The organism is Pseudomonas sp. ICMP 3272 (assembly GCF_001466905.1).
Classification (GTDB): Bacteria; Pseudomonadota; Gammaproteobacteria; order Pseudomonadales; family Pseudomonadaceae; genus Aquipseudomonas; species Aquipseudomonas amygdali.
Genome location: NZ_LKEK01000071.1, coordinates 1 through 14,378, shown reverse-complemented (window position 1 = coordinate 14,378; position 14,378 = coordinate 1). Strand labels below are relative to the sequence as shown.

The window sequence follows — 14,378 nt, the reverse complement described above, 5'->3', positions numbered from 1 at the left end:
ACTACTCATTCGAAAACCGATGCACACGTACGTCCGGCATTCGCTGCTGCGCGTCCCGCTGTGTTCGACACAGGTATTTCCATGCTCGAAAAAATCAAAGCTACGTGGTTTTCCAACGTTCGTGCCGATGTATTGGCCGGGCTTGTCGTTGCATTGGCCCTGATTCCAGAGGCCATCGCGTTCTCCATCATCACCGGGGTAGACCCGAAAGTCGGGCTTTACGCGTCGTTCTGTATCTGCGTGGTCATCGCGTTCGTGGGCGGGCGCCCGGCGATGATTTCTGCGGCTACAGGTGCGATGGCATTGCTGATGGTGAATCTGGTCAAAGAGCACGGGCTTCAGTATTTGCTGGCCGCCACCTTACTGTGCGGCGTGCTGCAGATTGTTGCGGGGTATTTGCGCCTCGGAGAACTGATGCGCTTTGTTTCACGATCAGTCGTGACCGGCTTTGTGAACGCGCTGGCGATTCTGATTTTTATGGCCCAACTGCCAGAACTGACCCATGCGACCTGGCCGGTCTATGCGATGACGGCGGCGGGCCTGGCGATTATCTATCTGTTCCCGCGCCTGCCATTGCTGGGCAAACTGCTGCCGTCGCCGCTGGTGTGCATTCTGCTGCTTACGGCAATGTCCATTTACATGGGCCTTGATGTACGAACAGTCGGTGACATGGGCGCAATGCCTGACAGCCTGCCGGTGTTCATGTGGCCGGACGTTGCACTGAATCTCGACACGCTGTGGATCATCCTGCCGTATTCCGCGGCGTTGGCGGTGGTGGGCCTGCTTGAGTCGATGATGACCGCAACCATTGTCGATGATCTGACCGATACCGCCAGCGACAGGAATCGTGAGTGCAAAGGGCAGGGCATTGCCAATATCGCCAGTGGTCTGATCGGCGGCATGGCCGGTTGCGCGATGATCGGCCAATCAATGATCAACGTGAAGTCGGGGGGCAGAACGCGACTCTCGACCCTCAGCGCGGGCTTGCTGCTGTTGATCATGATGCTGTTTCTGGGCGACTGGCTGGCGCGTATTCCGATGGCAGCACTGGTGGCGGTGATGATCATGGTGTCGATCAGTACGTTCAGTTGGGAGTCGATCCGCAACCTTAAACAGTACCCGCTCTCGACCAATATTGTGATGGTCGTGACGGTCATCGTGGTGGTCGCCACCCATAATCTCGCCTACGGCGTGCTGGTGGGTTCTCTGCTGGCCGCGATGTTCTTTGCCAGCAAGATCGCCCGTTATCTCGATGTCACTTCGCAACGCGACCCCGAGCACAGCCACCGCACTTATTACGTGACCGGTCAGGTGTTTTTTGCTTCTGCCGAGCGCTTCATGGCGTCCTTCGACCTGCGCGAAAACGTCGAAACACTCGCCATTGATCTGCGCGAGGCGCATTTCTGGGACATCACTGCGGTTGCCGCGCTGGACAAGGTGGTGCTCAAGCTGAGGAGGGCGGGTATCAGTGTGGACGTTGTAGGTATGAACCGGGCGACGGCCACGCTGGTGGATCGGTTTGGCGTGCACGACAAACCGGACGCTATCGATTCGTTGATGGGGCATTGATCCGCAGGTTCGGGTCAGCAGGGTCAGGCCGGGATTTCCAGGCGGATCACCGACCCGCCGCCAGGCCTGTTGCGCACCCCGATAGTGCCGTCATGCTCGAGGCAAATAGCCCGGGCGATGGACAGGCCAAGGCCGCTGCCTCCCGAATAGCGCGCCCGCGAACGTTCGGCGCGCCAGAAACGGTCGAACACCTGTTCAAGGTTTTCCGAGCCGAAGCCGGGCCCGCGGTCGGAGACGGTCAGTTCCATGCTCCGTGCGCGGGCCCTGCCGACAATCAGCAGTTCACCGCCCATCGCCGAGTAGCGCAGCGCATTATCGACGAGAATATTGACCACCTGGCCGATCCGGTCACGGTCGGCGGTGACGGTCAGTCGTTGGGGGATGTCGATCGTCACGACAACGCCCGCTTCATCGAGCTGTGTGGCAAACCAGCTCAGGCGTTCGGCCACCAGTTTCTCAAGGGAAAATACCGTCTTGTCCAGGGTCAGCTGGCCAGCGCTGGCCAGTGAGAGAAGGTGCAGATCGCTCACCAGTTTGTTCAACTGGTTGAGCTGGCGGTGGACCATTTCCAGTTGTGCCAGATCGCGCGGGAACACTTCATCGATCATGCCCTGAATGCGCCCCATGGCCGCGTTCAGTGGCGTGCGCAGTTCATGGGCGATCATCGCGCTGGACTCGCTGACCTCCAGTTCGTAACGGCCCAGTTGGGTAGTCATGGTGTTGAAGTCGCTGACCAGCGCCTGTAGCTCGTCCGGGTCTTTGTCGCTCATGGGCAGGCGCGTCTTGAAGTCGCCCTGGGCGACCTGACGCGCGCCCTTGGCAATCGAAGAGAACTGGCTGGAAAGCGGGCGGGAGAACAGAAAGCCGAAAAAGATGATGATCGGGATGGCCATCATCACCAGCGCTGCCAATACCCACCACTCCTTGTTGGCGATGCCCGGCAGCAGGTTTTCGATCGGGTAATACTCAAAGAACAGCTCGCGAAGCTTGACCATGTCCATGGCAGGTTCGGCCTGCAACCTCACGAACTCCGTGCGCACATCGGCTGGCATTGCCTGCAATGTGAGCCAGTCAGACACCGTGACGTGCAGCCACATGCAGAACGCGATCACGATGACTGCGCCGACGGCCAGCATGCTCATGCGCATGCCGACCCAGTGCCATAAAGGTTTCTGCCGGTGTCTGAAGAAACGTCGCATGAGGCTCACCTGAATCGATAGCCGACAGAGCGGACAGTCACCAGCACATTATCCACGCCTTGAATTTCGAGTTTGCGACGCAGATTGTGCACGTGCGCATCGACAACCCTGGCCAGCGCCTCGCTGTCGGGCAGGCAGATTTCCAGCAATTCTTCGCGGGTGAAGGCTTTGGAGGGTGTTTTCAGCAAGGTCGAAAGGATCTTGAACTCGGTGGGTGTCAGGTCGAGCAGTGTGTCTGTGCCGTCGTGTCCTTCAATGATGGCGGTGACTGCATCCAGGTCCACCAGCAGGTTCTGGTAACGCAAATGGCGGTCGTTACTGGCGTTCTGCTGGGAGCGGCGCAGCACCGCGTGCACACGGGCCACTACTTCCTTGGGGTTGTAGGGCTTGACCACGTAATCGTCAGCCCCGTAGCGCAATGCACCGAGCTTTTCCGGTTCGTCGCCCATGGCCGTGACCATGATCACCGGTGTGTCGCTGCAACGGCGCACCGCCGACAGCACGTCCGTACCACTGACCAGCGGCAGCATGACGTCCAGCAGAATCAGGTCGGGTTTCCACTGGCGATGCATATCGATACCGCGCTGCCCGTTTTCGGCCAGCCCTACGCTGAACCCGTCACGACGCAGATAAGCCTCGAGAATGCTGGCGCTGTCGGCATCGTCTTCGACGATCAGAATGCGTTTTCCTGACACAAGAATGCCTCTTGATCAAATCTTGATAATTCACGAACGGTTTATTGAAAGTCGACGTTCAGGATTGCGTCCAGAGCCCACTGTCGCGGACAGATCCTATGCTGATGAGTACACCGCTGTCCAAGCGTATCCGCAACCTCGGATGCTGTTGCCTGGCTATGCTGCTGAGCCTGGTTTTTTCGGGTTGCTCGTTGATTCCCGAGTATCAGCGCCCGGCCTTGCCGGTTCCTGCAAACCAGTTGTCTGCTGTCGTCCCGGCCGGTGATGCGTCCATTGCCATCGCGCTGACTGCGGACGAAGAAGCGCTGGCTGCCGAGCTGTCGCCAAAGGGTGAATTGCGGGCTCTGCTGCAATCAGCCCTGACGTTCAATCGCGATTTTCGCGTGGCGTTGCTGAGAGTGGATGAAGCCAGGGCGATGCGCGGCATAACCCGTGCCGATCGTTTTCCGACAATTGCCGCAGGCGTCCAGCGTAACCGCCAGCACTTCGATAATGCGGCTGCCGATGAGCGTTATGGTCAGGACATTTCCATAGCATCGGTGGGCGTCTCGGACTTTGAGCTGGATTTTTTTGGGCGCGTGCGCAGCCTGTCCGAGGCCGCGCGGCATGATTATCTGGCCAGCACGTATGGCCAGCAGGCGGCGCGCAGTGCGCTGGTTGCCGAAGTGGCTCGCGCCTGGCTGGCCGAGCGTCTGGCCGCCGCCGTGCAGCAGGATGCGCAGACCGTTCATGACGCCCGGCTGATGCTGGTAAAGGCCGCCGAAGAGCAGCAGCGCCAGGGTGCCATTTCACTCGACGATCTGATGGCGCAGCGCCTTGAAACCTTGACTGCACAGCAGCAGGTGCAGGATGCGCTAAGCGATCACGCGAACGCTTCCCAGGCTTTGCTGCTGCTCACCGGCTACTCGGCAGTGTTGCCAGCCACCACGCCGGAAACGCCAGCGCTGACCGCCGCGCTGGTCGAGACACCGGCCTGGCTGTCGAATCTGCCGTCTCAGCGTCTGCTTGAGCGTTTTGATATTCGTCAGCGCGAAGAAGCACTCAAGGCCAGCAACGCCAATATTGGAGCCGCCCGTGCTGCATTCTTTCCGTCCATAAAACTCAGTACCAGCGTAGGCCTGCAAAGCGACAGTCTGCGCACGCTGTTCAGCAATGGCAGCGGTACCTGGCTGTTCTCCCCGCAACTGAACCTGCCGTTGTTCGACGGCGGGCGTAATCAGGCCAACCTGGATCTGGCGCATGTGCGCCAGCAGATCGCGGTCGCCGAGTATGAAAAAGCCATTCAGAACGCCTTCCGTGAAATGGCCGGTGTGCTGACCCGTCGTCAGCAGGCCCTGGGCCATGTTCGCAACGAGATCGAGCGCGTCGCGCTGGTCCAGGAAAAAGTGCGCCGCCTGTCCTTCGAGCTCAATGCCGGTGCTGCCGAACGCACGGCATTGCTGGGCTCCACCATCCGTATCGCCGAAGCCGATGCAGCCGGTCGCAAGTCACTCGATGAGCTGCAACAAAACCGGATCGACCTGTTTCGAGTGCTTCGCGGCGCAGAACCGACAACCCCCCCTCAATCCTGAATGAAACCGGAGTATCACCATGAGTCCTGAAATCGCTCGTCCTCACGTTCGTCCTGCACTGCTCAAGCCTGCGCTTGGCGTGTTGATCGCCTCAGTGGCCATGACACTGGTCGGTCAGGCCTGTGCTCAGGACAGCGCGTCCACGCAAAGCCAGTCCATTTTCGGCGACAGGTTCAACGTCAATTTCGGCCTCGGTATGGCCGTGCTGCCGCGCTACATGGGGGCCGATGAATACCGCAGTCAGGTGTTGCCGATGCTCACCGTCCAGCGCGGCATCTTTTTTGCGGATACCGCGCGGGGAGTGGGGCTGCAATGGCAGTCGGATTCCGGGTTCGGGGCCAGCGCAGCGCTCAACTACGATTTCGGCCGTACCGAGAAAAACAGTACAAACCGCCCTGGTTCCAATGAGCTCATAGGGATGGGCACCGTCAAAGGTGCAACGGTTGGCGACTTCATGATCTCTCAACAGCTCACACCGTGGTTGTCGGCCAGTGCCGAGGCCGAACTGCGTGTGGCCGGTGAAAAGCGTGGCAATCGTTACCGCTTGGGTTTTGAGGGCATCGCCTACCACAGCCAGACCGATACGGTGACGCTGGATATCGATGCGCATGCCGGTGACGGCCGTTACAACCAGACCTACTTCGGTGTGAGCCCGATCCAGAGCCAGCGCACCGGCTTTTCCAGGTTCACGGCAGACAGCGGGATTTACGCGTACTCGGCTGCGCTCGCCTGGCAGCACACCTTTGATGCCCACTGGTCAACCGTTGCAAGCGTCGGTGTGACTCACTACACCGATCAGACCCGCGGCAGCCCGCTGGTCGAGACCGATGCCGAAGGCAGCGGTTTGATTGCCTTGAACTACGCCTTCTAAAGGGGTGAAGCCTGCCATGCGATTACATCCCGATGGGTTTCCTGATCTACAGCGATGTGTTTTACACGCTTGCAGTATCGTAATGATCGCCCTGATGGTCAGTGGGTGCAGCGATAAACATACGGCCAGCGTCTCGGCCATCCGTGCCGTCAAGGTTGAAGCTGCACGGGCAGGAGAGGGAACCACGGTGCGCTTTATCGGCACCGTTCGGCAGCAGGAGCGCGCCAGTCTGGCGTTTGAATCGGCAGGCACCCTGACAGAACTGCGGGTCGACATTGGCGATACCGTTGAAAAGGATCAGGTGCTCGCCAGCATTGACCGACAGCCTGCGCAGCTGCGTCTGCAAGAGGCGCAGGCCAGTCTGCGTCTGGCCAGAGCGCAGGCGGTTGAACGTGAGCTTAATTATCAGCGTCAGAAGCGTCTGCTCGCGGCAGGCAGTGTCGCCCAGAGTGTTGTCGAGTCGGCCCTGGCATCCAGCGAGCAAGCCAAAGCCGAGCAGGTCCGGGCCCAGGCCGAACAGGCTCTGGCCCATCGCGAGCTGGACCGCACCCGTTTGATCGCACCCTTTGCCGGGCTAGTAGTCGCACGGCATGCACAGCCGCGCACCGTGTTGCCCGCCGGGCAAGTGGTGCTGGACATCGAATCCGCTGCCGGGCAGGAGGTGGTGGCTGCTGTTCCGCTGGCGCTTGCCGAAACGCTCAAACCTGGTGACCTGGCCAGAGCCTCAAGCACGGCAGACGGCACTTCAGGGTTTGATCTGGCACTCGAAGGCATCTCACCCCGTGCCGATGACGGGCTGGTCAGAACGGCTGTGTTTCGTGTGCTGCGACCTGCCAGTAGATTGCCCAGCGGCGTCACGCTGCTGGTGCAGATGCATCCCGATACCGGCACACAGCCCTTGTCGGTCCCGGTCCAGGCGTTGTGGATGGGCACCGGCAGCAACGCCGCCGAGGTCTTTGTTTACCAGCCAGGCGGAACAGTCGCCATCCGCTCTGTTTCGCTGGGTACGGTTAAAGATGGCCGGGCGTTGATCGCCAGCGGCCTGGCTGTCGGGGAGCGAGTGGTCACTGCCGGCGCTGCTTTCCTGCAGGACGGCGAGACCGTCACTCTGTTTCAGCCTGGCACACGTTTGACCGGGGGCACGCAATGAGTCTTACCTACCGCGCAATGAGCGCGAGCCGCCTGACCCTGTTTGCGGCCTTCCTGATTTTGCTCGCCGGTGTCGCGACCTTTTTGGGGTTTCCGTCGCAGGAAGAACCTTCGGTGACGGTTCGCGACGCACTGGTCAGCGTATCCCTGCCAGGACTCTCCACCGAGCGGACGGAAGAGCTGCTTGCCAGGCCACTCGAAGAACGTATCCGTGAACTGGCCGAGATCAAGAACATTGTCACCACGGTCCAGCCAGGCCGGGTGATTGTGCAAGTCACGGCGTATGACACCATCAAGGATCTGGGGCTGCTGTGGCAACGACTCCGGGCGAAGGTGAGCGAAACGAACGGCGTCTTCCCGGCTGGCACCCAAGGGCCCTTTGTGGACGATGATTTCGGTCGCGTGGCAGTGGCTTCCGTTGCGTTGACGGCGCCGGGTTTTACCATGAGCGAGATGCGTGCGCCGATAAAACGCCTGCGCAATCAGCTTTATGAGCTCAAGGGTGTCGATCAGGTCGAGCTGTATGGCCTGCAGGACGAGCGAATCTACCTCGACTTCGATCACCAGACACTGGCGGCAGCCGGGCTTTCGCCGCAGCAGTTGCTCCAGCAATTGCAAAACCGCAACCTGATCGCGCCGGGAGGCAACCCGGTCATCGGGCAACAGAGCACCACGCTCTCGGTCAGCGGCGAGGTGCTGTCGCTGGATCAGCTTCGTCAGTTTCCCGTGCAGTTGCCCGGCGGGCAGATGGTAGCGTTGCATGACCTGACCCGAATATCGGTGAGCCCTGTCGACCCGCCGGAAACCGAAGCGATCTATCAAGGGCAGGATGCTGTGGTGCTGGCCGTTTCGATGCAGCCCGGGCTCAATGTCCAGACGTTCGGTGCCGCTCTGCGCAAAAAGCTCGGTGAGCTGGAACAACAACTTCCAGCGGGTTTTACCCTGCACATCGTGACGTTTCAGTCCAGCGTGGTTCAGCACGAAATGAACAAGATGTATCACGTCATGGCCGAAACGGTCGTTATCGTGATGTGTGTGGTCATGCTGTTTCTGGGCTGGCGTACCGGCCTGGTGGTCGGGGTGATTGTGCCCCTGACCATCCTGAGTACATTGCTGGTCATGCGCTCGCTGGGGATAGAACTGCAGACGGTGTCGATTGCCGCGATCATCCTGGCCCTCGGGCTGCTGGTGGACAATGGCATTGTCATCGCCGAGGACATCGAGCGGCGTCTGCACGCCGGGGAGGACCGACGGCGGGCCTGTGAGGAAGCCGGGCGTACGTTGATGATCCCCTTGCTGACTTCGTCACTGGTCATTGTGCTGGCGTTTTCGCCGTTCTTTCTGGGGCAGACCAGCACTAACGAATACCTGCGTTCGCTGGCGATTGTGCTCGCCACCACGCTGATCAGCTCGTGGCTGCTCAGCATCACCGTGACGCCCCTGTTATGCTTTTACTTCGCCAAGGCACCGGCAGTCTCAGGTGCGACTGACAACGCCGATGAGTATGCATCGGTGTTCTATCGAGGCTATCGAAAAGTCATCGAGAGTCTGCTGAATCACTCCTTGATCTTCATCACCAGCATGCTGGGATTGCTGACGGTTGCGGTCGTTGTGCTGACCCAGGTGCCCTACGACTTTCTGCCCAAGTCCGACCGCATGCAGTTCCAGATTCCGCTGGTGCTGGAGCCCGGCAGCAGCTCGCGTGCCACGTCTCAGGCCGTGCGCGATATCAGTCAGTGGCTGAGCAGCGATCAGGACGTCAAACACAGCATCGGCTATGTCGCCAATGGCGGGCCGAGAATTGTTCTGGGGCTCAATCCGCCTTTGCCCGCACCGAATATTGCCTACTTCACGGTCAGCGTGCGCGACGGTGCCAACCTCGATGCAGTCATTGAGCGAACCCGGCACTTCATCCTGACCCAGCACCCTGAAGTTGAAGCGCAGCCCAAGCGGTTTTCCATGGGCACCACCGAAGCCGGGATTGCGGTCTACCGGGTCATTGGCCCTGACGAAAAAGTGCTGCGAAATATTGCCCGCAAAATCGAGCAAGCCTTGTCGGCGTTGCCCGGAACCCTGGACGTACATGATGACTGGCGTACCCGGCTGCTGCGTTATGACGTAGTCGTCGATCAGTACAAGGCGCTGCATGCCGGTGTTTCCACTCAGGACATCGCTCAGGCCCTGCAACTGAGGAACACCGGGCTGTCTGTGTCATCGCTGCAGGATGGTGAAACGGCTGTGGCGATTGTGGCTCGTGAGCAGGGCACACCGATTACGCCTGCCAATGATCTGGACAGTACGTTGATTTACCCGGCTTCCGGGGCGGCACCGCTGATGTTGTCCGCCATCGCGACGGTCGAGCCCCAGGCCGAGGCATCGACCATTCAGCGCCGCAATCTGGAGCGTGCGATCACTGTGGTCGGACACAACCCGTCGTTGACCGCCACCTCGATCATTGAGCATCTGGCGCCACAGATTGCGACGCTAAACATGCCAGCGGGGTATCGCATCGAACTGGGTGGCGAAATAGAGGATTCGGCCGAAGCCAACCAGGCGCTTCTGCAGTACATGCCGCACGCGCTGGTGGCGATGCTGTTGTTGTTCGTGTGGCAGTTCAATTCGTTTCGCAAGCTGCTGATCGTCATCTCCAGTGTGCCCTTTGTGCTCATCGGCGTGTCGTTGGCGCTGGTGCTCACCGGATACCCGTTCGGCTTCATGGCGACGTTCGGGCTGCTGTCGCTGGCCGGGATTATTGTCAACAACGCGGTGCTATTGCTCGAACGCATCGAGGTTGAGCGCGGGCACGGGCTGTCTGTTCGTGAGGCGGTGGTCAACGCAGCGATCAAGCGTTTGCGGCCGATCGTGATGACCAAACTGACCTGCATCATCGGCTTGGTCCCACTGATGCTTTTTGCCGGCCCGCTCTGGGAGGGTATGGCAATCACTATCATGGGCGGGCTGGCGTTGGGCACACTGGTGACGCTGGGCTTGATCCCGATTCTGTATGGGCTGCTGTTTGACACGTTCGAACGCTGGCGTACCGCGAGTTGACTCATGACGGCCGGTGCTTGTGTAAGGTATGGTCCTGAAAACCTCGACGAAATGAACACAAGGACGGAACAACATGCGCTCATTCTCCCGCTCGCCACTGGCCGCTCATCTCGCCCTGGCACTTGCGTTGACAGCTCTGGCACCAGCGGCCATGGCCGAACCGCACAAGGCGATTCAGGCCGATGCCGAGCAATACAAGGACGAAGCCTTGCAGCTGCTGGAGCGTCTGGTGAACATCGATTCAGGCTCCGGGTATGTACCGGGCCTGACCAAAGTCAGTGATATCGCGATTGAGGAACTGAAAAAGCTCGGTGCCACTATCGAGCTCGTTCCGAATACGCCCGAGGCCAGCAATCATGTAGTCGCTACCCTGAAAGGCACCGGCAAGGCGAAGATTCTGCTGATGGCACACATGGACACCGTGTTCAAGGAAGGCTCTGCGGCCGAGCGTCCGTTTCATATCAAGGATGGTCGTGCCTATGGCCCTGGTGTGATGGATGACAAGGGCGGCATTGTGGCGGCCATCTACGCATTGAAGGTTCTGCACAACCTGAAATTCACTGACTACGCGCAGATCACGGTGTTGCTCGACGCCAGCGAAGAAACCGGTTCAGGTGTCGCTACCGAGCTGATCAAGAAAACCGCGAAGGAGCATGACGTGACGCTCAACCTGGAGCCGGGTCGTCCTGCCGATGGTCTGGTGGTGTGGCGCAAGGGGTCTGCGACGGCACTGGTCGAAGTCAAGGGCAAAGCCTCGCACGCGGGCGTTGCGCCGGAACTGGGGCGTAACGCTGCCACCGAGGTTGCGCATCAGATCCTGCAACTCGGCAAACTGGGCGATGAGGAGAAGAAGACCACCGTCAACTTTACCGTGCTCAAGGCGGGTGACCGCACCAACGTGATTCCTGATCAGGCCAGCGCCAAGGCCGATGTGCGTGCCGCCGTGCCGGAAGAGTTCGACCGCGTCGAGCAGGACCTGGCCAGGGTGTCGGCCAACAAACTGGTGCCTGACACCGAGGTCAAGACCAGTCTGGTCCGTGGCTTGCCGCCAATGCCGCAGACGCCGCAGTCCGATGCTTTGGTCGCGATGGCACAGGGCATCTACGGTGAGCTGGGGCGCACCCTGACCATCGAGAGCAGCGGCGGGGCGGCTGATTCAAGTTTGTCTGCCAGCGTAGGAACGCCAACACTGGATGGTTTTGGCATCGTCGGTGGCAACATCCATACGCCTGAAGAGTACGCCGAGGTGGGCAGTGTGGCGCCACGGATCTACCTGCTGTCGCGGATGATCATGAAGTTGTCCGGGCAACAGTGACTCGAAAAGCCTCTCGCGCAGGGTAATGAGAAGTGTTTTCCGCACGCTTCTCGTTCCTCGCGCTCCGCAGTGGAACAATAAGCAGTTAGATTGTGTATAACGAGGAGCGCAAGGCACGGGAGGCTTTAGAGTCCATAACGCGCTTTTAAACAGATACAAGACTGCAGCGCCCCCGATAGTGCATACAACGGGAGGCGGCTGGAATAGCGGTTCATTGTCGGGTATTTGCCGACAACTAGTTGTTATGACCCATCCCGTGTTTACTCATGCGCCACATTGCAGGGTTTGACCGATAACCTGCAGCCTCTTTATTTACACCTTAGCGATACAGAAAGACCGTCGTTGCGGCTCCAGAGCCTTGGAGGATCAGCGTGCTTTCACCTATTTGCTTTAAACCATGGCCATTTTATCAGTGCGTCCGCTGCCTTGGCGCGAGGCGGTTTTCGTGTGCTAGCCGATTAGCATTTCTGCATATATTTAATTATGACCTTAATGCTATGCCGAAAAGATACGCTGTCGCCTATCAAAACTAAGCACACGATCCTTTGATGCGGGCTAGAGGTCGGTACTGTCAAAATCAATTTCAAAAAAAGTTCAACAAATCGGATACAGGGTCGATACAAATATTTGACGTCATGATGATGGCGTTCTAATATTGCCCACCTTTTGATATCAATATGCTACTGCAAGGACGCACCGTGTACCCTCATGCTCCCAGAGTGGCCCTGCTGCTCATGCTCGCCATTGCGCCGTTCCCCTTGCTTGCAGCCAGCCCTCCCGCCAGTTTGCCAGGCGAACAAGACCTCATTCGTGATCGTCAGGACCGCTTGCTCGAAGAGCAACGCCGTCGTCTTGAAGACCTCAAGGACCTGCCGGGCAAACAAGCTGCACCCGCGGTACCAGGCGCGCCTGCTGACACCCGCTGCTTCACCATTCAGCGTATAGAGCTCAAGGGCGCTGATTCACTGTCGCCCGCCGAGCGTGATGAGCTGATCGCGCCGTATCAAGGCAATTGCCTTGGCGTCGCCCAGCTCAACGAGTTGCTGAAAGTCATCACCGATCATTACCTTGAAAAAGGCCTGGTGACGACTCGCGCCTATCTGCCGCAACAGGACCTGTCTACAGGCGACCTGCAAGTGCTGGTCATTGAAGGCAAGCTGGAGCATCTGCGTGGCGATGCTGCCAGCGGTCTGTCGGCGCGTGAGCTGGCCATGACCTTTCCCGGCAGGGAAGGCGAGATGGTCAACCTGCGCGAAATCGAGCAGATGGTCGATCAGCTCAACCGTCTGCCGTCCAACCAGGCGCAGATGGAACTGACCCCCGGCCAGGTCGTCGGCGGCAGCGATGTGGTGGTCAAGAACACTCCGCAAAAACCGTGGCGAGCCAACCTGTCGCGTACCAACGAGGGGCAACGCAGCACCGGTGAGCAACAATGGAACGCCGGGCTTGAATGGGACAATCCGCTGGGGCTGGCCGATCAGTTCAGCCTGCGCGGCGGCCACGACGCGATCAGCGACCGGCAGAAAGCCTCGCGCAATGCCTCGCTTGCCTACAGTTTGCCCTGGGGCTGGTGGACATTCAGCTATCTGTACAACACCAGCGAATACCGCTCGGTGGCCCAGGCCTCGAACATCAACTTCAAGCAGGACGGCGACAGCCAGAACCACCAGTTCAAGGCCGAGCGGGTCGTGTACCGCGACGCGCTGAGCAAGACCTCGCTCAATGCCGGTTTGTCCTACCTGCGCACCAACAATTATGTAGAAGACAGCAAACTGGCGCTCAGCAGCAACCGCATCACCGAGGCGCAGTTCGGCATCAACCACGGTCGACGGGTCGGTTCGGCGTTCATCAACATCGACCTGGGCATGCAGCAGGGCATCGGCGCGCTGGATGCGCAGGGTAGCCATGATCCTGGCCCGGGCCAGGCCGATGCGCGTTATCGCAAATACACCGGCACCCTTAGCTACCTGCACCCTTTTCAGCTGTGGGGCGAGAACCTGAGCTTCACCAGCCTGGCCACCGGGCAGCGCAGCGAAGATGTGTTGTTCAGCTCGCAACGTACCAGCCTGGGCGGGTCGTCGTCGGTGCGCGGTTACAAGGATGAGTTTCTGTCTGGCGACAGCGGTGGCTACTGGCGCAATGAAGTACGCCTGACCCGCCCGGTCACGCTGGACTGGCTGCGCCCGGTGTTCGCCGAATATGGCGCTGCTGCCGGTTACGACCAGGGCGTGATCCGCAACGACCGTTACAACGGCGACCAGCATGGTCGCTTGTCGAGCAACTCGTTCGAGCTGTTTACCCGAGGTCAGCACGTTGCTGCCTCAGTGACGTTCGCTCATTCCCTGGAACGTCCCGATGTGATCGAGCGCGAAGCGCCGATCTATTTCCGTATGGACTTTTTCCTCTAACCACACCGTATTCAACCTACTTGTTCCGAGGTCATTTACATGGACGTTCACCAACTGGCTCTGCTTGCTCGTCAGCCTTCTGCTGTGCTGATTGAGCGCCAGTCCTTTTGGGGAATGCCCAAACGCGGCCTCGCGCTGATTCTGGCCAATGCCCTGTTCTGGCAGCCATTGCTGGTTCAGGCCGAAGGCATCGTGGTCAGCGGGCCTAATACCAGCCTGAGCCAAGCCGGTAATGGCGTGCCCATCGTCAACATTGCCACGCCCAATGCCAGCGGCCTGTCGCACAACCAGTTCCAGCAGTACAACGTCGACAGTCAGGGCGTCATCCTCAACAACTCCACGAACCAGACCCAGAGCACCCAACTGGGCGGCATCATCGTTGGCAACTCCAACCTGCGCGGCACGGCCGCTACCACCATTCTTAACGAAGTAGTCGGGGCCAACGCCAGCCAACTCAGGGGCTACACGGAAGTGGCCGGGCAAGCGGCGCGGGTCATTGTCGCCAACCCGTATGGCATCAGTTGCAACGGCTGCGGTTTCATCAATACCC

At 59.5% G+C, this 14,378-nt stretch carries 10 protein-coding genes; 8 read left to right on the top strand and 2 right to left on the bottom strand.

Annotated features, from left to right (window positions below; all coding sequences use genetic code 11):
• Window positions 1-81: 81 nt before the first annotated feature.
• A complete protein-coding gene (locus tag AO068_RS20005) occupies window positions 82-1,569 on the top strand; it encodes a SulP family inorganic anion transporter (protein ID WP_058401863.1) in 1,488 nt (495 codons plus the stop codon).
• 23 nt (window positions 1,570-1,592) lie between these two features.
• Here AO068_RS20005 and AO068_RS20000 read toward each other — a convergent pair whose 3' ends face one another.
• Together AO068_RS20000 and AO068_RS19995 are read right to left on the bottom strand one after the other, a co-directional pair.
• Complete coding sequence (locus AO068_RS20000; RefSeq protein WP_058409251.1) at window positions 1,593-2,768, bottom strand: sensor histidine kinase; 1,176 nt, start codon at window positions 2,766-2,768, stop codon at window positions 1,593-1,595.
• A 5-nt stretch (window positions 2,769-2,773) separates the two neighbouring features.
• A complete protein-coding gene (locus tag AO068_RS19995) occupies window positions 2,774-3,463 on the bottom strand; it encodes a response regulator (RefSeq protein ID WP_058409250.1) in 690 nt (229 codons plus the stop codon).
• 98 nt (window positions 3,464-3,561) lie between these two features.
• Between AO068_RS19995 and AO068_RS19990 the strand changes: the two genes are divergently transcribed.
• From AO068_RS19990 to AO068_RS19960, 7 genes are all read left to right on the top strand, one after another.
• The gene (locus AO068_RS19990) at window positions 3,562-5,034 is read left to right on the top strand and encodes an efflux transporter outer membrane subunit (protein ID WP_058409249.1); all 1,473 of its coding nucleotides are present in this window, start codon (window positions 3,562-3,564) and stop codon (window positions 5,032-5,034) included.
• A 19-nt stretch (window positions 5,035-5,053) separates the two neighbouring features.
• Window positions 5,054-5,905, top strand: coding sequence for a MipA/OmpV family protein (locus tag AO068_RS19985; RefSeq protein ID WP_004665610.1), 852 nt, complete (start codon window positions 5,054-5,056; stop codon window positions 5,903-5,905).
• A gap of 82 nt (window positions 5,906-5,987) precedes the next feature.
• Entirely contained in the window at window positions 5,988-7,055 is a 1,068-nt protein-coding gene (locus AO068_RS19980) for an efflux RND transporter periplasmic adaptor subunit (RefSeq protein WP_058409248.1), read from the top strand.
• A complete protein-coding gene (locus AO068_RS19975; protein WP_058409247.1) occupies window positions 7,052-10,105 on the top strand; it encodes an efflux RND transporter permease subunit in 3,054 nt (1,017 codons plus the stop codon). Before AO068_RS19980 ends, AO068_RS19975 begins: the two co-directional genes overlap by 4 nt.
• Window positions 10,106-10,178: 73 nt before the next feature.
• Window positions 10,179-11,420 (top strand): M20/M25/M40 family metallo-hydrolase, encoded by a 1,242-nt coding sequence (locus AO068_RS19970; protein WP_058401868.1) that lies wholly within the window; start codon window positions 10,179-10,181, stop codon window positions 11,418-11,420.
• A gap of 698 nt (window positions 11,421-12,118) precedes the next feature.
• Window positions 12,119-13,828 carry a ShlB/FhaC/HecB family hemolysin secretion/activation protein gene (locus AO068_RS19965; protein ID WP_058401869.1) on the top strand — a complete coding sequence of 570 codons (1,710 nt, stop codon included), beginning with the start codon at window positions 12,119-12,121 and terminating at the stop codon, window positions 13,826-13,828.
• A 39-nt stretch (window positions 13,829-13,867) separates the two neighbouring features.
• The coding region (locus AO068_RS19960) for a filamentous hemagglutinin N-terminal domain-containing protein (RefSeq protein ID WP_152999753.1) at window positions 13,868-14,378 on the top strand (511 nt) is incomplete at its 3' end.

Excerpts from the sequence above, each read along its gene's own strand:
- AO068_RS19980 (WP_058409248.1), top strand. The coding sequence starts at position 5,988 with ATGATCGCCCTGATGGTCAGTGGGTGCAGCGATAAACATACGGCCAGC.
- AO068_RS20005 (WP_058401863.1), top strand. The coding sequence starts at position 82 with ATGCTCGAAAAAATCAAAGCTACGTGGTTTTCCAACGTTCGTGCCGAT.
- AO068_RS19990 (WP_058409249.1), top strand. The coding sequence starts at position 3,562 with ATGCTGATGAGTACACCGCTGTCCAAGCGTATCCGCAACCTCGGATGC.
- AO068_RS19975 (WP_058409247.1), top strand. The coding sequence starts at position 7,052 with ATGAGTCTTACCTACCGCGCAATGAGCGCGAGCCGCCTGACCCTGTTT.
- AO068_RS19985 (WP_004665610.1), top strand. The coding sequence starts at position 5,054 with ATGAGTCCTGAAATCGCTCGTCCTCACGTTCGTCCTGCACTGCTCAAG.
- AO068_RS19970 (WP_058401868.1), top strand. The coding sequence starts at position 10,179 with ATGCGCTCATTCTCCCGCTCGCCACTGGCCGCTCATCTCGCCCTGGCA.
- AO068_RS20000 (WP_058409251.1), bottom strand. The coding sequence starts at position 2,768 with ATGCGACGTTTCTTCAGACACCGGCAGAAACCTTTATGGCACTGGGTC.